Consider the following 17742-nt stretch of genomic DNA (forward strand, 5'->3'; position numbering starts at 1 on the left):
AAATAAAAAATTAATATATTACAAAATGTAACATATTTCTTAGTCAATTAAAAATTAATTTTATTGACTAAGAATTTGAAATTATTTAGATTTAAAACTTAGTGTCGCTGTCAATTGTAGAGTATCGCCATATCTGTCTAGATTGTATGGTAATTTGATGTTTGCAGCTATTATTTGTAAACCATCTTTTGGTTTTGTGAGTGTGATTGTTGCTATACCTTTTTCATTTGTTGCTATGTTGTCGATATCATCATTTTGATCTTCAAATTCAACTCCTTTTACGGGTTTTCCATCTAGTAAAACTTGGAGTTTTAATTTATCTCCTTCATGTAGTGTTAAAGGATTATGTAAAGGAACTATTTCAAATTTTAATCCTAATGGTTTTTTTGAACCTTCATCCCAAGAAAAAATACTTTTTCCCATTTTGAAAATTTTTCTTGTTTGAGTGACTTCATTTGCACCAGTAATATCTGTAATATCAGATCTTTTTTGTGCATAATGTTTTCCATCTTTTGTAAATGTGTAATATCCAAAATCATAATTAACACTTGCAACAGCAGGTTTTCCCTCAATAAATATTTTGTTATTTTCGTAGTCATAGCCAGCTTTTAAATTTTTTCCTTGAGAATCTTTTGCACTTATACCAAAAACCCTATCAGGTTGATATTGTCCCCAGTGATCATCAGCCCAAAAACCTACTTCATATCCATTGCTAGTTTGCATAGGAAAGAATTGATGAGCTAAAGCAGAACTTGCTATAAAAAAACTCAAAAACACCATTTTTGAAAATTTCATTTTTTCTCCTTTAAAATAATTTTGATAATCATTATATATATTTTTATTTATATAAAACTTAAGAATGTATTTTAATTTTTCCTTTATAAAAAAGAAAAATATTTTAATTTTTCTTATGTTAAAATCATAAATTTATTTTTAAATATTTAGGAAAAGTTATGAATGATACTATTAATATAATTGGTGCTAAAGAGAATAATCTTAAAAATATCAACCTAGAAATTCCTAAAAATAAGCTTATAGTTTTTACAGGACTTAGTGGAAGTGGTAAATCCACTTTAGCTTTTGGTACGCTTTATGCAGAAGGACAACGCCGCTATATTGAGAGTTTAAGTGCTTATGCAAGGCAGTTTTTAGATAAAGTTGGTAAACCAAATGTTGATAAAATAGAAGGTTTAACTCCTGCTATTGCTATTGATCAAAAAACAACTTCTAAAAATCCTCGATCAACTGTTGGGACTATTACTGAAATTTATGATTATTTAAGACTTTTATATGCAAGGATTGGCTCACAACATTGTCATCAATGTGGCCAAAAAATCTCATCTATGAGTGCAGCAGATATCGTAGGTGAAATCTTAAAGCTTCCAAAAGGGGCAAAAATCATCATTTATGCTCCTTTGATCAAAGAAAAAAAGGGAACTTTTGCAGATCTTTTGGAAAATTTAGTCGCAAAAGGCTATGTTAGAGCACAAATTGATGGGGTTTTAACGCGTCTTGATGAGGATATTGAGCTTGCTAAAACTAAAAAACATACAATAAAGCTTGTGATAGATAGACTCCAAATGCAAGATGATATGTTGGCAAGACTTGCAAGCGATATAGAAAAAGGTCTTAGTGAGAGCTTTGGTGAAGTGGAAATTGAAGTTTTAAATAATGAAGAATTAAACATAGCAAAACATTTTCATTATAGTGAGCATAATGCTTGTTTTGATTGTAAAATTTCCTTTCCTTTGCTTGAGCCTTTGAGTTTTTCTTTTAATTCTCCAAAAGGTGCTTGTCCAAGTTGTGATGGTCTTGGTATAAGATATACGCTAGATATGAAAAAGCTTATCAATGAAGAATTAAGCCTAGAAGCAGGAGCTGTAAAGCTATTATATGGGTTTAATAAAAGTTATTACTATAAGTTTTTAATGGCCTTTTGCGAGCAAAATGATATAAGGGTAAAAATTCCATATAATGAGCTAAGCGAAGAAGAAAAGCGTCTAGTACTTTATGGTAATGCCAAGGAAATTAACTTTTTATGGAAAAGACATCGCTTAAATCGCAAATTTGAAGGTGCAGTTAAATATGCTTATGAAATGCTAAAAGATGAAAAAGATTTAAGCGAGTATATGAGCGAAAAAACTTGTAAAGATTGCAATGGTCATCGTTTAAGAGCTGAAAGTTTAGCTGTAAAAGTTGCTGAAAAAAATTTGGGTGAAATTTTAGATATGAGTATAGAAAATACCACTGCATTTTTTTCAAAAGAAGCTAATTTTGCATATTTGAGTGAGCAAGAAAGATTGATAGCTAAGCCTATTTTTAAAGAAATTAATGAAAGATTGTTTTTTCTTTATGATGTAGGACTTGGGTATTTATCCTTAGGGCGTGATGCAAGAACAATTAGTGGGGGTGAAGCTCAAAGAATTCGTATAGCATCTCAAATTGGTAGTGGTTTAAGTGGAGTGATGTATGTTTTAGACGAGCCTAGCATTGGTTTGCATGAGCGAGATACAGCAAAACTCATTAAAACTTTAAGAAATCTTCAGCAAAAGGGTAATACTTTAATCGTGGTTGAGCATGATAAAATGACAATAGAAGAAGCAGATTTTATCGTAGATATTGGTCCAAATGCTGGTAAATTTGGTGGTGAAGTTGTATTTAGTGGAACTTATAAAGAATTATTAAAAAGCAAAAGTCAAACCGCCCTTTATATGAGTGGTAAAAAGCAAATTGCCCATCAAAAAAATAGAGAACAAAAAGATTTTATTAGTTTAAAAGATGTGAGCATTAATAATATTCAAAATTTAAGTGTAGATTTTCCATTGCATAATTTAGTAGCAATTACAGGTGTTTCAGGAAGTGGTAAAAGCTCGCTAATCTTGCAAACTTTGCTTCCATTTGCAAAAGAAGAGCTTAACCGTGCTAAAAAAGTTAAAAAACTAAGTGGGGCTAAGATAGAAGGTTTGGAAAAACTTGATAAGGTAATTTATCTTGATCAAAGTCCTATAGGAAGGACTCCTCGTTCAAATCCCGCTACTTATACAGGTGCTATGGATGAAATTCGTAATCTTTTTGCAGCTACCAAAGAAGCTAAAATGCGAGGTTATAAAGCAGGGCGTTTTTCTTTTAATGTTAAAGGTGGAAGATGTGAAAAGTGTAGCGGAGATGGTGAAATTAAAATAGAAATGCACTTTTTGCCTGATGTGATGGTAACTTGTGATGTTTGTAATGGCAAAAGATATAATGATGCAACTTTAGAGATCAAATATAAAGGTAAAAGCATAGCTGATGTTTTAAATATGAGTATTATTGAAGCAAGTGAGTTTTTTACTTCTGTACCAAAAATAAAACAAAAACTTGATACTTTGGTAAAAGTTGGGCTTGATTATCTTACCTTAGGACAAAATGCAACTACTTTAAGTGGCGGGGAGGCTCAGCGTATTAAGCTAGCTAAAGAATTAAGTAGAAGCGATACAGGAAAAACTCTTTATATTTTAGATGAACCTACAACAGGACTTCATTTTGAAGATGTTAATAAACTTATTGTAGTTTTGCAACATTTAGTTGATCTTGGAAATAGTGTGTTTGTGATAGAGCATAATTTAGATGTGATTAAAAATGCTGATTATATCATCGATATGGGACCTGAAGGTGGAGTTAAAGGTGGTAAGGTTATAGCTAAAGGTAGCGTTGAAGAGCTTGCTAAAAATCATGAAAAAAGTGGTTCTTACACAGGGTATTATCTAAATTTAGAGTTAAAAAACACAAAAAAATAAATTGGTTGAAGTTATTCTTCAACCATAAATTTCACCTTTTTTATATTCATAAATACTTTGCATATCTTTATCTCCTCTTCCTGAAAGATTTACAACTATCACACTTTTTTTCTTTAAAGTCGGACAAATTTTTTCTAAATAAGCTAATGCATGTGAGCTTTCAATAGCGGGTATAATACCTTCTTCTTTACATAATAATTTTAAAGCATTAATACACTCATCATCACTAATAGCATGATAACTTGCTCTTTTACTTTCTTGCAAATATGCGTGCAAAGGCCCTATGCCAGGGTAATCAAGCCCAGCAGAAATACTAAAAGTATGAGCAATGTTTCCTTTATCATCTTGTAAAACTTTAGTTTTCATACCATGGATAATACCCTCTTTACCTTTAGTAAGTGTGGCTGCATGATAAGGTGTATCTTTTCCTAAACCTGCTGCTTCAACGCCTATGAGTTTAACTTTTTCATCTTTTAAAAATGCATGAAAAATTCCAGCAGCATTGCTACCACCTCCAGCTGCTGCTATGATGTAATCAACTTTTTTATTTAATTTTCTAAGTTGCATTTTACATTCTTTACCTATAATACTTTGAAAATGCGTAACAATTTGCGGATAAGGATAAGGCCCCACTGCACTTCCTACTACATAAAATACTTCTTTGGTATTTTTAACCCAAAACTTTAAAGCCTCATCTACCGCATCACTTAAAGTTTTACTTCCACTTTCTACCGCATGAACTTTTGCTCCTAAAAGCTCCATTTTATAGACATTTAAGGCTTGTCTTTTTACATCAATAGCTCCCATAAATATCTCACACTCAAGTCCTAAAAGTGCTGCTGCAGTAGCTGTTGCAAGCCCGTGTTGTCCTGCTCCAGTTTCTGCAATAATTTTTTTCTTATTCATTTTCTTTGCCATTAAGGCTTGAGCTATGGCATTGTTGATCTTATGAGCTCCTGTGTGAGTTAAGTCTTCTCTTTTTAAATAAATTTCATGATTATAAAGCTTGCTTAAATTTTTAGCATGGTATAAAGGCGTAGGTCTTCCCACATAATTAGCTAAGAGTTCTTTTAATTCTGTGTTAAAATCTTTATCTTTTTTGAGTTTTAAAAAAGCTTTTTCTACTTCATCTAATGCTATTTTTACTTCATTTGGCACAAATTGCCCACCAAATTTTCCATAATATTTTTTCATAGTATTTCCTTAAAATGATTAATAATTTAAAATCAAAAAATGATCAACTAAAACTAAAAATGTAAAATAAAAATGATTGAAAATGTAGTAGCAGGCTTAACGCCAAGAAAAAGAAGCTTTGTTAAATGAGTATTCTAAATTTAGTTTAGAAAATTTTTTCCTTTCCATAGTTTTTCCTTTTAAAAAATTGCCAAATGACTTTACATTCTAAGATAATTATTATTAAAAATTCTTTAAAATGATAGTTTATAAAATAAATACTAAGAAAATTTATAATGTTTGATTTTTTATATAATGATATAAGTTATATAGGGCTTTTTATAGTATGTTTTCTCTCTAGCACACTTTTGCCTATGGCTAGTGAGGCTTTTGTGCTTGCTTTTGTGAAATTAGATTTTAATGCTTATATGGTTTTATTTATAGCAAGCTTGGGGAATACTTTGGGTAGTTTAAGTACTTATGCATTAGCTTATTTTGGAGAGAGTCAAATTTTGGAAAAATATTTTAAAAACTCTTTATGTAAATTAGAAAAAATCAATGCAAACTTTAAAAAATTTGGCTCTTTGTATGCTTTTTTTACTTTTTTGCCCATAGTGGGAGATCTTTTTGCACTAGGGCTTGGATTTGCTAAGTATTCTTTTTTAAAAGCAAGTATTTTTATAGCCTTGGGTAAATTAAGTCGTTATGCTTTTGTAATTTTCATAGCAAATTCCATTTAAAAGCCTTGATTTTAAAAGATTTAAAAGTCTAGCATTATCAACATCTTTTAAAACTTTTATGGTGTTTTTTAATTCATGATTTTTCATAGGCATTTTTGCATCTTTAAAACACCTTATCGTGCTTCCTCTAGCAAAAGTACTATCACAAATGACATCTACTAAATACTCATCAAAATTTGCTAAATTTGGATCAAGCATATAAGCAATAGTTAATGCATCGTGTATCCATGTGCCATTTGTGCCTCTTGTTTTGCTTGCATAATCAATCCAAACTCTTAAAGTCTGCACTAAAAAATCACAAAGTGGATTTTGATTTTCTAAAGTATTTAAATCTTCATGCGTGAGCATAGTTTGCATTGTTGCATTATAAGGAACAAGTGTGATTTTAGCTCTTGAGTTTAAAACTATACTAGCAGCTTCAGGATCAAAGCCAAAATTTGTATCTTTGATATGATAAGGCATATCAAAACTTCCACCCATGATAAAAATTTCTTTTACATTTTTATCAAAGTCTTTAAAAAGCTTCATAGCTATGGCTATATTTGTTAAAGGCCCTATAGCGCAAATTGAAATTTCACCTGGGTTTTGCATAATAAGCTCACCCATTTTCATACAAGCATTTGGGTTTATGTTTTCTAAGATTTTTATAGGTTTTATATGATCCCAAAGATGAGTAAGCTTAAACTCTTCTACGCCTTTATCTAGTCTTTGTCTCCAAAAATGACTATCTTCACATAAAGCTTCATGAGCACCTAAATACAAAGGTATATCTAGATTAAGCTTATTTAATAAATCTTTAGCAACACTATAAGCGGTTAAAGCTTGCACATTACCACTTAAAGTGCTAATCATTTCAAGTTTGATTTCTTTGGAGGCTAAAATAAGTCCAAGGGCTAAACCATCATCAGTATTAGCCCCTGCTATTCCATTGCCTATATCAGTATCTAAAATAAGGCGTATCATATCGCATCTTCTATTAAATTTAAATCCCTGCCTCTAGTTTCTGGTGCAAAGAAAGTTGTGATAAAACCAATTCCTGCAGTGATAACAAAATACAAGGCTATTGGCCACCAAGTGCCATAATAAGCAAGCAAAGCTGAAGCTATCATAGGAGCGGTTCCTCCTGAAAGTATAGAGCCAAATTCTTTTGCTAGTGCCATTTTGGTATAGCGATTTTTTGCTCCAAAAAGCTCCACACCCCACGCAGCTTGTACGCCAAAAATTCCTAAAGATGCTAAAGACATACCTACAATGATAGTTAAAATTACAATAATTTCATTTTTACTATCAAGTAGCATAAAAGCAGGGAAAGCATAAAGCATTAAAAGCAAGCAAAAGGTTCTATAAGTAATACGCCTTCCAAATTTATCACTTAAATATCCTGCTAAAGGTATAACCAAAAATCCCACCAAAGAAGCGATAACAACAGCAGTTGTGGCTACTGATTTATCAAGAAGTAAAATTTTAGTTACATAACCTACTATAAAGCCTTGTGCAAGATAAGATGGTCCATTTTCTCCTATCCTTATACCCACCATAGTCCAAAATGCACGACTTTTCTGCCAAAAAGTTCTTTCATCTTCTTTCATATGTGCTTCATTTTCATGACGAATTTTTAGCATTAATTCTTTTTGTTTTTCAAAAACAGGAGTTTCTTTTACATTTAAACGCATATAAACAGCAAAAAGTGCTATAAAAATACTTCCTATAAAAGGAATTCTCCATCCCCATTCTTTAAAACTAGCATCATCCATACTTGTAACTAAAAGCCACACGAAAGCCGCAAGCAAGGTTCCGCTGTTTGATCCAAGTGCTATAACAGAAGAGATTAAACCTCTATGTTTGCTAGGAGCATATTCTCCAAGCATGACAGTCCCACCTGAAAGCTCAGCACCTGCTCCAAAGCCTTGCATAAAACGCAAAATAACCAAACATATAGGAGCCCAAATTCCAATTACTGCATAACTTGGTATAAAACCAATTAAAGTAGTTGAAATACCCATTAATGCAATGGTGCTCATTAATACATTTTTTCTTCCGTATTTATCTCCTAAATATCCAAAAAATAAAGCTCCAATAGGTCTAGCAATAAAACCTATACCATAAGTAACAAAACTAAGCAATAATGCTATAACAGGAGTTTGTTCAGGAAAGAAAACTTCTGAAAAAACAGTAGCTGCAGCTAAGCCATAAAGTGCAAAATCTGCATATTCCATGGCAGTTCCTAGCCAGCATGAAAACACAGCCTTTTTAAATGCCTTTTTTCCTTGTGGAGTTTGAAAATTTTCATCCGCGATTGATTTTGTTTGCAAGATTAAACCTTTGTTTTAAATTTAAAATATAATTGTAACTAAAATGCTTAAAATGGAAATTTAATACTTTTTACCGACTTTTAAATAATTTTGGGCGATAATTATTATTATTTTTTAATATAGGAAAAAAATGAAAACTTTAACAATAATTGATACTTTTGGCTTTTTCTTTAGACTTTTTTATGCTTTAAAGGGGTTGAAAAATTCAAAAGGTGAGCCTAGTAATATGATTAGTGGTTTTGCTAATTTTATTTATAGTTTGAAAAATGAACATCCTAGTGATATGATTATTTTTGCTCTTGATAGTAAAGGAAAAACTTTTAGAAGTGAAATTGATCCAAATTATAAAATCAACCGCACTCCACCTCCACCTGATTTATTAGCTCAAATTCCAATTTGCATTCAAATGATAGAAAAAATGGGTTTTTCAAGTTTTTCTTGCGAAGGATATGAGGCTGATGATATCATCGCATCTTTAGTTAAAGAGTGTGAAAGTAAGGATATTTTTATAAGAATTATCACTCAAGATAAAGATTTGTATCAACTTATAAAAGATGATAAAGTTAGTATTTATAGCCCTATTTCAAAAAATGATTATAATGAAGCAGGGTGTTTGGAAAAATATGGGGTAAAACCTAGCCAAATAAGAGATTTTTTAGCTCTATGTGGAGATAGTTCAGATAATATCCCAGGGGTAAAAGGAATTGGTGCTAAGGGTGCTAAGAATTTACTTGATGAGTTTGAAAGTATTGAAGGAATTTATGAAAACTTAACACTAGTGCGTAATGAGAGAAGTCGTAATTTGTTGCTTGAAGGCAAAGAAAATGCCTTTTTGAGCAAAAAACTTGCTTCTTTGTATGAAAATTTAGATGTAAAAGATATGCTTTTAAATTGTGAGTATCCAAAAGATGAGCCTTTGCTTAAGATTATGGATATTTTAGAGCATTATGAATTAAATGCTTTGTTAAAAAAACTACGCACTAATCCTACTAATAAAGATAAAAATTTAGGATTTAATGCAAGATTAATTTTAGATGAGAAAGAATTATTTGAAATTTTAGAAAAAATTGATGATCAAAGTATTGTTGCTTTTGACACCGAAACTACGGGCTTGGATACTAAAGAAGCTAAGATAATAGGGTTTAGTTTTTGTTTTCATGAAAGTGAAGCCTTTTATGTGCCACTTGCACATGATTATTTAGGAGTTTGTAAGCAAATTTCTATGCAAGTAGCTAAAAAGGGTATAGAAAAAATATATCAAAGCACGGTTATAGGCCATAATCTTAAATATGACTTTGAAATCATAAAAAATAATTTTAATTTACTTCCTCCAAAAAACTATGCTGATACTATGATACTTGCATGGCTTAAAGAGCCAAGTTTGCGTGTAAATATGGATGATTTGGCAAAAAGATTGTTTGCTTATGAGACTTTACATTTTGAAGACTTGGTAAAAAAAGGAGAAAACTTTGCAGGAGTGGATGTAGAAAAAGCTTGTAAATATGCTGCTGAAGATGCTTATATTACTTTAAGATTTTATTTGTATTTTTTAAAAAATTTAGAAAAGCCTTTATTTGAACTTGCACAAAAAAGTGAGTTTGAATTTATCAAAGTGCTTATTATGATGGAAAATAATGGCATTAAACTTGACACTCAAAAGCTTGAAAACTTAATGCAAAGTTTTAATCAAGATATTAAAATACTAAGTGAAAAAATATATGATTTAGCGGGTGAAAAATTTAATATTAACTCTCCTAAACAAGTAGGGGATATTTTATTTGAAAAATTAAAATTACCAAGTGGTAAAAAAGGTAAGACAGGTTATTCTACTGATGAAAAGGTTTTAAATGCTATTTTAGATGAACATTTGATTGTAAAAGAAATTTTAGCTTACAGAGAGCTTGCAAAATTAGTTTCTACTTATTGTGAACCTTTGTTAAAATTAGCTAAAAAAGATGAAAATTCAAGAATTTATTCAAGTTTTTTGCAAACAGGAACAGCTACTGGACGCCTTTCATCAAAAGATCCAAATTTGCAAAATATCCCTGCACATGGTCAATATGCTAAGGATTATAAATCTTGCTTTATTGCAAAAGAAGGATTTAGTTTTATCTCACTTGATTATTCACAAATTGAGCTTAGAATGCTAGCACATTTTAGTGAAGATGAGAAATTATTAGAAGCGTTTTCAAACGATGAGGATATTCATGCAAAAACTGCTATTATGATTTTTGGCCATAGTGATTATGAGACAAGAAGTATTGCTAAAAGTATAAATTTTGGTCTTATTTATGGTATGGGTTATAAGACTTTGAGTCAAAATTTAAAAATAGAAGCAAAGTTGGCTAAAGAATATATTGAAAAATATTTTGAGAATTTTACTAGTATTAAAACTTATTTTGAAAAGGTAAAAAATGAAGCTAAGCAAAATGGCTTTATAAGTACTTTGCTAGGTCGTAAGCGTTATTTTGATTTTGAAAATGCAAAGCCTATGCAAATTGCAATGCATGAAAGAGAGAGTATTAACTCTATACTTCAAGGTTCAGCTGCCGATATAATAAAATTGGCAATGATAGAAATAAGTAGAAATTTGGATGAAAACAAACGCTTAATTTTGCAAATTCATGATGAGCTTATTTTTGAAGTAAAAGATGAACTTTGTGAGGATTTTGCAAAAAAAGCTAGTGATATTATGGAAAATATTGTAAAATTAAAAGTTAAATTAAAAACTTCATCAAGTATTGCCAAAAATTGGGGTATATTAAAATAAGGAGAATGTTTAATGGATCTTTCAACCATACTTGGGATGGTATTAGCTGTTGTTAGTATTTCTGTAGGGGATATTTTAGAGGGTGGTAACCCTTTGCATGTTTTACACTTAGCGTCTTTTATTATCGTGGTGCCTACAGCAGCTTTTTGCGCAATGACTTCTACACATAAAAAAATTGTTAAAGGTGCATATAAGGAATTAAAGGTAGTTTTTAAAGGTTCGGGGGTAAATTTAAGTCAAAGAATAGCTGAGCTTGTAGAATACTCTGTTATAGCAAGAAGAGATGGACTTTTGGCTTTAGAGTCAAAAACTAATGAAATTGACAATGAGTTCTTAAAAGAAGCTATGATGATGATGGTAGATGGTAAGAGCGTAGAAGAAATTAAAGAAAGTATGGAAATTCAAGTAGAAGAAATGGAAGAATATTATAAAGAATGTGCAGAATATTGGATACGCTTTGGTGAAACTTGTCCTACTATGGGGCTTGTTGGCGCTGTTTTTGGATTGATTTTAGCACTTAAACTACTCGATGATCCACAGGCTATGGCAGCGGGTATTTCAGGAGCTTTTACAGCAACTGTTACGGGAATTTTTGGTGCTTATGCTTTATTTGGGCCTTGGGGTAATAAAATGAAAGCTAATTCACATGATTTAATTAAGGAAAGAATAGTTATTTCTCACGCTATTGTAAGTATTGCAGAAGGAGCTAATCCAAGAGATTTGGAGGCAAAGTTATTTAACTATTTAAGTCATGATGAGCCTAGAATTTCTCAATTTGATAAATAAGAGTTAAAAATGGGAAAAAAACATAAATGTCCAGAATGTCCAGCAGGTGAAAAATGGGCAGTGCCTTATGCAGACTTTTTAAGTTTGCTTTTGGCGCTTTTTATTGCTCTTTGGGCGATTTCTGAAAGTAATCCTGCAAAAACTGAAGCCTTGAAAACTGAATTTGTTAAAATTTTTGAATTCACTGCTTCTAGTCCTTTAGAAAAAGAAAGTGAAGTGCATAATAAATATAGCGCACCTTCAAATGCAAATGTAGAAGAGCTTGAAAAACTTAAGAAATTAAGTATTACTCAACAAGAAAATATAGAAAAATTAAAAGCAGCATTAGATCAAAGAGAAAATAATATAGTTTTAAATTTACCAGCTAGAGTTGAATTTGCTAGGGGTAGTATTCAGATTGATTCTGCTGATGTACAAGATTTTTTAAAGCGTATTAGTGAAGTGCTTAAGAAAATGCCAAAGCAAGCTCAAATAGAACTTAGAGGTTATACTGATGCAAGCGATAGGGATCCTAAGAGAAATTTTGATTTAGCTAGTAAAAGATCTCAAGTTGTAGCCGATTATTTAATAGCTAAAGGAATCGATCCAACTCAACTTATAATTGTAAGTTTTGGTGATAATTACCCTTTAAGTGCAAATAAAGAAGATGAAATAAATAATAGGGTAGAGTTTTATATTCGTGTAGATTCTTCAGACAATCAAGTTAGAAAGTCAGTATTAGATCAAATAGAAACTTTTAAATAACAAATAAGCTTTATAAACTTATTTGTTATTTTCTCCGCCAAAACGAAGCAATGCTGAACCCCAAGTAAATCCACCACCAAAAGCATCAAGCAATATTAGTGAGCCTTGTTTTAAACGACCTTGTTCATAAGCATCATTCATTGCCATAGGTATTGAGGCTGCTGAAGTATTGCCGTATTTTTGCACTGTAACTACGCATTGTTCATCTGTAAAATTTAATTTTTCTTGCACGGCTTTAATAATTCTTAAATTAGCCTGATGAGGTATAAAAAGATCAATTTCTTCACTTTTTATATTATTTTTTGCAAGAATATCAATAACATCATTACTTAGAGTATTTACTGCAATTTTAAATACTTCGTTTCCTTTCATTTGCATAGAAAGAGGAGAGCAAATGCTACTTTTTTGAGATCTTTGAGTTATTAATAAATCTCCAAACTCCCCATCACTTGCTGTATGAGTATCTATAATCGGATAATTATCATCTAAAGATACAATTCCAGCACCAGCTCCATCGCCAAATAAAACACAAATACTTCTATCTGTATAGTCTATAATAGAGCTAATTTTTTCAGCTCCAATAATTAAAACATTTTTCTTTGTTTTGCTTTCAACCATAGATTTAGCAAGTTCTAAAAGATAAATAAACCCTGAACATGCTGCAGAAATGTCAAAAGCAGTGATGTTTTTTAATCCAAGATTATGAGCAATTTTACATGCAGTTGATGGCATAGTAAAGCAATCAGGACTTAAAGTAGCAACAATAATAGCATCTATGTCTTGAGGTTTTAAATTCGCTCTTTGTATAGCTTTGATAGCTGCTTTAGTACCAAGATCACTTGTGTTTTCATCATTATTTGCTATGCGTCTTTGCTCTATTCCTGTTCTTCTTAATATCCACTCATCACTAGTTTGCACCATAGATTCTAATTCTTTATTGCTAAGTATTTTTTCGGGAATGTAAGAAGCTATACTTTTTAATGAAGCTTTAGTTGATTTCATAATTGGCAAGTTCTTTTTCTATAGTTTGATTTATATTTGATTGTGTAAAATTTAATGCTTGAAAAATAGCATTTTTAATAGCTTTTGGACCGCTTTTACCATGACTTATAATGACACATTCTTTCACACCTAGAAGTGGAGCCCCTCCATATTCTTCATAATCAATTTGGGTTTTTAATTCATTAAAAGCAGGTTTTGCTAAAAGATAGCCAAGTTTTGATAAAAAAGATTTTTGAATTTCTTGTTTTAAAAGTTTTGTAATAACACTTGCTACGCCTTCGCCGGTTTTAAGTAAGATATTTCCATTAAAACCATCGCATACTAATACATCTATCGTGCCATTAAATATATCTCTTCCCTCAGCATTTCCGACAAAATTTGGAAGTTGCTTTAAAAGTTGATGGGTTTCTTTAGTAAGCTCATTTCCTTTGCATTCTTCTTCACCATTTGAAAGCAAAGCAACTCTAGGCTTAGCAATTTTTAAAATTTCTTTAGCATAGGCTTCACCCATAATGGCAAATTGAAACAAATGTTCACTTTTGCAATCAACATTTGCACCAACATCTAGCACTAATGTTCTTGAATGGATATTTGGCATTAAAGTGGCTATTGCAGGTCTAGCGATATTGGCTAATCTTCCAAGTCTTAAAGTAGCCAAACTCATAGTAGCTCCACTATGTCCAGCTGACACAACAGCTTTTGCTTTTTGATTTCTTACTAAATCTATGGCTTTGTAGATTGTACTATCTTTTCGTTTTAATGCATCTGTAGAATTTTCTTCCATAGCAAACACATCAAAAGCCTCTTCATATTCTATATATGAGTTTAATTCTTGAGGGATTAAGGTTTTAAGCTTTTGAGGATCTCCTACTAAGATGGCTTTAAATTTTCGCTCTTTTAGAGCTTGAATTACACCTTCTATAATAGGCTTTTCCCCAAAATCACCACCCATTGCATCAATAGCAATGCTCGTCATTGTTCTTAATATTCCTTAGTTACAGGATTTACACGATGAGGCATTTTGTAGCTACCATCTTTATCCTTAATAGGTATAGGTAGGGTAACTTTGTAATGAGTTCTGCGTTTTGCTGCGCGAGTTTTGCTCACTCTTCTCTTAGGTACTGCCATTTTTTACTCCTTTATTAATTTAAACATTTATTACAATAAAAATAATCACTTAAGTAAGATTGTAATTCACTTGTAGCAAGCTCTATTAAGTCAATATGAGAGTCAAAAAACTCCATAGTATCACTTAAAGTATTATTTTCATCTTTAAAAATTCCATCGCTTGCAAAAAGCTCTATATTTTGATCGATTTCAAGTTCCATTTCATCACCACATCGATCGCAATTTCTATAAGTAAATCCTTTAAAATTAGCTGTTATTTTAGCTAATTTTGGATTAACTTTTGTAATAGTTCCTTCAAAAACTATATTATCAAGATCTAGTTTAAAAGGATAAGCTACAGAGCTAAGTTTTGCAAAGGCAATTTTCATTATAAAATTTCAGTTTTTGAAAAGAAAAATTCTATTTCAATTTTTGCATTTTCTAAGCTATCGCTTCCATGAACCGCGTTTGCATCAATACTATCTGCAAAATCTGCTCTGATAGTACCAGGAGCCGCTTCTTTTGGATTTGTAGCACCCATTAATTCTCTGTTTTTTAACACAGCATTTTCGCCTTCTAAAACAGAAACCACAACTGGACCACTGATCATAAATTCAACTAAGTCTTTAAAAAATGGTCTATCTTTGTGTACAGCATAAAATTCTTGTGCTTCTTTTTCTGAAAGCTGTATTTTTTTTGTAGCCGCTATTCTTAGACCATTGCTTTCAAAGCGTGTTAAAATTTGACCAATAACGCCTTTTTTTACTGCATCAGGTTTAATAATAGAAAGTGTTTTTTCCAAAATCGTCCCCTTAATTTAGATAAGTTTTATATTTATAAAAGAGCTAATTATATCAAAAAATGCTTTAAATTTATATAAAAATTGTAATTTTGAGTTATAAAATGAAGAAGCTACAAGCATCTTAAATACTAGAAAGATGCTTGTATTGGGTATTAATTAAGCAAATACCGGAGTTGAGCCATCTCTTAAATCGCTTCCGATATTATCACGACTTGGTTGACCACTAACTACATCGCTCCATACAATACAGCCATCAGTTGGACATGCACTTGCACATGCTGGCTGATCATTATGTCCTACACATTCAACACATTTATCAGCATAAACATAATATCTATCTTCGCCCTCAGGGTTATTTGCATCATCTACGATTGCGCTTACTGGGCATTCATCTATACAAGAACCACATGCTATACAAATATCAGTAATTTTAACTGCCATTTTTTACTCCTTAAATATTAAAAGTTTAGTATAAGATTATCAAAATTGTCTTAATTTTATTCTTAAAATCTTTTAATTTTGATAATAAAATTAATTTACATACAAATTTACACAATTAATAAATTTTTAAATTTACAAATGATATTATTTTGTTACAAATAAAATTTATTAATTAGGAGATAAACGATGATAGTAACTAAAAAAGCTATTGATTTTACAGCACCTGCTGTATTAGGTAATAATGAAATAGTTGGAGATTTTAATCTTTATAAAAATATAGGACCAAAAGGTGCAGTAGTATTTTTCTATCCAAAAGATTTTACTTTTGTTTGCCCTTCTGAAATTATTGCTTTTGATAAAAGATATCAAGATTTTAAAGATAGAGGTATTGAAGTAATTGGTGTATCTTGCGATAACGAATTCTCTCACTTTGCTTGGAAAAATATGCCGGTAAATCAAGGTGGTATAGGTCAAGTTAAATTTCCTTTAGTAGCTGACTTAACAAAACAAATTGCCAGAAATTTTGATGTTTTATTTGAAGAAGCAGTTGCTTTAAGAGGTTCTTTCTTGCTTGATGCTGATGGAACAATCCGCCATGCAGTTATAAATGACTTACCACTTGGAAGAAACATTGATGAAATGATTAGAATGGTTGATACTATGCTATTTACTAATGAACATGGTGAAGTTTGCCCAGCTGGTTGGAATAAAGGCGATGAAGGTATGAAGGCTGACCCTAAAGGTGTTGCTGATTATCTAAGTAAAAACGAAAATAAATTATAATTTTTTAAGCTGAAAGTTTTTCTTTCAGCTTAGCATAAATTGTGTTATAAAGTTACAATACTCTCAAAATATACTGATTAATATACATTTTTGATAAATGCTTTTAAAATATTATAACTAGGACATCATGTAATAAATAATTTACTTTTTATTTTATATATTTATTATTTTGTTGTCATTTTATTGTATTAATAGCATGATAATCGTTGTATAAAAATTTACTACAAAATTTTAAGGAGCTGTTATGGTTTTTTCATTTTCTAAGAGCTTATCTTCAAAGCTTATATGGATAATGTGTGTAGGTGTAGTTTCTATTGTAATACTGATTAATTTAGTCAGTTATTTTAATTCAAAAAATAGTACTTTTGATTTACTAACAGAAATACAAGTAAACAATATGGTGGATACAAATGCTCTGTATGATTTTTATGGAAAAACTAAAAGATTAGCTATAGAATCTTTAGCAGAGCAATTTTCTAGTAATTTAAATATGCCTTCAGAACAAATTATGCAAATTCTCAAACTAGCTGCAAAAACTTCTGGGTTTGAGCTAGTTTATGTTGGTTTTGAAGATAGTGGCAAAAATTATCAATCAGATGGTCAAGTACTTGATTTATCAAAGGGTTATGATACTAAAAATAGAGGTTGGTATAAAGAAGCTAAAGCAGCTGGAAAATTTATAACAACTGATCCATATAAATCTGTAACAACAGGAGAAATAGGAATTACTTATGCCATTCCTGTTTATGCTAACGGAAAACTCTTAGCGGTAGTGGGAGGTGACTATAATTTACATACTTTTTCTAAAGATGTTTTAGCTATAGGGCATTCTCAAAGCTCCTATGCAGCAGTATATGATAAAGAAGGTATGGTAATTTTCCACGAAGATAAAGATAAAATGCTTACTAAAACTGACTTAAGTATTAATATAGCAAATGCTATTAAAACAGAGCCTGATTTAATTGATCCAAGCAAAGAAGATACCTTATTTTATGCTAAAGATGGTGCAGGCAAAACACAAGTTGCAACTTGTAATCAAACTTTAAATCCAAAATACATTGTATGTTCTATTACAGATGAATCTGTATATACTGATGCAGTTAATAAAGTTTTATTCCAACAAGTTATTATTGCATTAATAGCTATTATTGTAGCTTTAATCTTAGTAAGATTTGCTATTATTAAAAACTTAAAACCTATAGCAGTTATAACTACCGGCCTTAACTCTTTCTTTGACTTTATCAATCATAAAACAAAAGATTCTGCTATGATAGATGTTAAGACTAATGATGAATTAGGTGCTATG

The 17742-nt window shown here is 30.8% G+C and carries 17 protein-coding genes; 7 read left to right on the top strand and 10 right to left on the bottom strand.

From position 1 onward, the window contains the following. Window positions 1-81: 81 nt before the first annotated feature. Entirely contained in the window at window positions 82-795 is a 714-nt protein-coding gene (locus L8X50_RS04380; RefSeq protein ID WP_263659779.1) for a DUF4198 domain-containing protein, read from the bottom strand. 158 nt (window positions 796-953) lie between these two features. Here L8X50_RS04380 and uvrA point away from each other — a divergent pair, with 158 nt between their 5' ends. Further along, entirely contained in the window at window positions 954-3776 is a 2823-nt protein-coding gene (gene uvrA, locus L8X50_RS04385) for an excinuclease ABC subunit UvrA (protein WP_263659780.1), read from the top strand. A gap of 18 nt (window positions 3777-3794) precedes the next feature. Here the strand turns inward: uvrA and trpB are convergent, their stop codons facing one another. Further along, a complete protein-coding gene (gene trpB / locus L8X50_RS04390; protein WP_263660482.1) occupies window positions 3795-4970 on the bottom strand; it encodes a tryptophan synthase subunit beta in 1176 nt (391 codons plus the stop codon). A 275-nt stretch (window positions 4971-5245) separates the two neighbouring features. Here trpB and L8X50_RS04395 point away from each other — a divergent pair, with 275 nt between their 5' ends. Further along, on the top strand, window positions 5246-5689 hold the full coding sequence (locus L8X50_RS04395; RefSeq protein ID WP_263659782.1) for a YqaA family protein: 444 nt from the start codon (window positions 5246-5248) through the stop codon (window positions 5687-5689). On the opposite strand, the gene L8X50_RS04400 is transcribed toward L8X50_RS04395, so the two are convergent. Together L8X50_RS04400 and L8X50_RS04405 are read right to left on the bottom strand one after the other, a co-directional pair. Then, a complete protein-coding gene (locus L8X50_RS04400; protein ID WP_263660492.1) occupies window positions 5645-6649 on the bottom strand; it encodes a nucleoside hydrolase in 1005 nt (334 codons plus the stop codon). The two genes, L8X50_RS04395 and L8X50_RS04400, sit on opposite strands and share 45 nt — an antisense overlap. Beyond that, entirely contained in the window at window positions 6649-8001 is a 1353-nt protein-coding gene (locus L8X50_RS04405; RefSeq protein ID WP_263660483.1) for an MFS transporter, read from the bottom strand. The genes L8X50_RS04400 and L8X50_RS04405 overlap by 1 nt, the downstream gene beginning before the upstream one ends. 130 nt (window positions 8002-8131) lie before the next feature. Between L8X50_RS04405 and polA the strand changes: the two genes are divergently transcribed. Genes polA through motB form a run of 3 tightly spaced genes read left to right on the top strand, consistent with a single transcriptional unit; the run spans window position 8132 to window position 12301 of the window. Beyond that, window positions 8132-10771, top strand: a complete 2640-nt coding sequence (gene polA / locus L8X50_RS04410) for a DNA polymerase I (RefSeq protein ID WP_263660484.1) — start codon at window positions 8132-8134, stop codon at window positions 10769-10771. 12 nt (window positions 10772-10783) lie between these two features. Continuing rightward, window positions 10784-11557, top strand: coding sequence for a flagellar motor stator protein MotA (motA, locus tag L8X50_RS04415; RefSeq protein ID WP_133319563.1), 774 nt, complete (start codon window positions 10784-10786; stop codon window positions 11555-11557). Window positions 11558-11566: 9 nt separating this feature from the next. After that, window positions 11567-12301 (top strand): flagellar motor protein MotB, encoded by a 735-nt coding sequence (motB, locus tag L8X50_RS04420; RefSeq protein ID WP_263660485.1) that lies wholly within the window; start codon window positions 11567-11569, stop codon window positions 12299-12301. Between the two features lie 18 nt (window positions 12302-12319). Here motB and L8X50_RS04425 read toward each other — a convergent pair whose 3' ends face one another. The 6 genes from L8X50_RS04425 to L8X50_RS04450 all read right to left on the bottom strand — a co-directional run bounded on the left by L8X50_RS04425 (window position 12320) and on the right by L8X50_RS04450 (window position 15653). Beyond that, window positions 12320-13303, bottom strand: a complete 984-nt coding sequence (locus tag L8X50_RS04425; protein ID WP_220566603.1) for a beta-ketoacyl-ACP synthase III — start codon at window positions 13301-13303, stop codon at window positions 12320-12322. Then, window positions 13290-14279 (bottom strand): phosphate acyltransferase PlsX, encoded by a 990-nt coding sequence (gene plsX, locus L8X50_RS04430; RefSeq protein WP_263660486.1) that lies wholly within the window; start codon window positions 14277-14279, stop codon window positions 13290-13292. The genes L8X50_RS04425 and plsX overlap by 14 nt, the downstream gene beginning before the upstream one ends. Before the next feature lie 5 nt (window positions 14280-14284). Then, window positions 14285-14431, bottom strand: a complete 147-nt coding sequence (gene rpmF, locus L8X50_RS04435) for a 50S ribosomal protein L32 (RefSeq protein ID WP_263660487.1) — start codon at window positions 14429-14431, stop codon at window positions 14285-14287. A gap of 14 nt (window positions 14432-14445) precedes the next feature. Further along, window positions 14446-14799 (bottom strand): hypothetical protein, encoded by a 354-nt coding sequence (locus tag L8X50_RS04440; protein ID WP_087699608.1) that lies wholly within the window; start codon window positions 14797-14799, stop codon window positions 14446-14448. Further along, on the bottom strand, window positions 14799-15212 hold the full coding sequence (gene ndk / locus L8X50_RS04445) for a nucleoside-diphosphate kinase (RefSeq protein ID WP_039642239.1): 414 nt from the start codon (window positions 15210-15212) through the stop codon (window positions 14799-14801). Before ndk ends, L8X50_RS04440 begins: the two co-directional genes overlap by 1 nt. A gap of 156 nt (window positions 15213-15368) precedes the next feature. Further along, window positions 15369-15653, bottom strand: a complete 285-nt coding sequence (locus tag L8X50_RS04450) for a ferredoxin, 4Fe-4S (RefSeq protein ID WP_039619165.1) — start codon at window positions 15651-15653, stop codon at window positions 15369-15371. Window positions 15654-15839: 186 nt separating this feature from the next. Between L8X50_RS04450 and L8X50_RS04455 the strand changes: the two genes are divergently transcribed. After that, window positions 15840-16436 carry a peroxiredoxin gene (locus tag L8X50_RS04455; protein WP_133319569.1) on the top strand — a complete coding sequence of 199 codons (597 nt, stop codon included), beginning with the start codon at window positions 15840-15842 and terminating at the stop codon, window positions 16434-16436. Between the two features lie 244 nt (window positions 16437-16680). After that, a partial coding sequence (locus L8X50_RS04460) for a cache domain-containing protein (protein ID WP_263660488.1) occupies window positions 16681-17742 on the top strand: 1062 nt, incomplete at its 3' end.

Origin of the sequence: Campylobacter sp. CNRCH_2013_0898h (genome assembly GCF_025772965.1) — a bacterium.
Classification (GTDB): domain Bacteria; phylum Campylobacterota; class Campylobacteria; order Campylobacterales; family Campylobacteraceae; genus Campylobacter_D; species Campylobacter_D lari_D.

What these genes read in the sequence shown, in the direction of transcription:
- L8X50_RS04380 (WP_263659779.1), bottom strand. Translation starts at nt 795, where the DNA reads ATGAAATTTTCAAAAATGGTGTTTTTGAGTTTTTTTATAGCAAGTTCT.
- uvrA (WP_263659780.1), top strand. Translation starts at nt 954, where the DNA reads ATGAATGATACTATTAATATAATTGGTGCTAAAGAGAATAATCTTAAA.
- trpB (WP_263660482.1), bottom strand. Translation starts at nt 4,970, where the DNA reads ATGAAAAAATATTATGGAAAATTTGGTGGGCAATTTGTGCCAAATGAA.
- L8X50_RS04395 (WP_263659782.1), top strand. Translation starts at nt 5,246, where the DNA reads ATGTTTGATTTTTTATATAATGATATAAGTTATATAGGGCTTTTTATA.
- polA (WP_263660484.1), top strand. Translation starts at nt 8,132, where the DNA reads ATGAAAACTTTAACAATAATTGATACTTTTGGCTTTTTCTTTAGACTT.
- motA (WP_133319563.1), top strand. Translation starts at nt 10,784, where the DNA reads ATGGATCTTTCAACCATACTTGGGATGGTATTAGCTGTTGTTAGTATT.
- motB (WP_263660485.1), top strand. Translation starts at nt 11,567, where the DNA reads ATGGGAAAAAAACATAAATGTCCAGAATGTCCAGCAGGTGAAAAATGG.
- L8X50_RS04425 (WP_220566603.1), bottom strand. Translation starts at nt 13,303, where the DNA reads ATGAAATCAACTAAAGCTTCATTAAAAAGTATAGCTTCTTACATTCCC.
- plsX (WP_263660486.1), bottom strand. Translation starts at nt 14,279, where the DNA reads ATGACGAGCATTGCTATTGATGCAATGGGTGGTGATTTTGGGGAAAAG.
- rpmF (WP_263660487.1), bottom strand. Translation starts at nt 14,431, where the DNA reads ATGGCAGTACCTAAGAGAAGAGTGAGCAAAACTCGCGCAGCAAAACGC.
- L8X50_RS04440 (WP_087699608.1), bottom strand. Translation starts at nt 14,799, where the DNA reads ATGAAAATTGCCTTTGCAAAACTTAGCTCTGTAGCTTATCCTTTTAAA.
- L8X50_RS04450 (WP_039619165.1), bottom strand. Translation starts at nt 15,653, where the DNA reads ATGGCAGTTAAAATTACTGATATTTGTATAGCATGTGGTTCTTGTATA.
- L8X50_RS04455 (WP_133319569.1), top strand. Translation starts at nt 15,840, where the DNA reads ATGATAGTAACTAAAAAAGCTATTGATTTTACAGCACCTGCTGTATTA.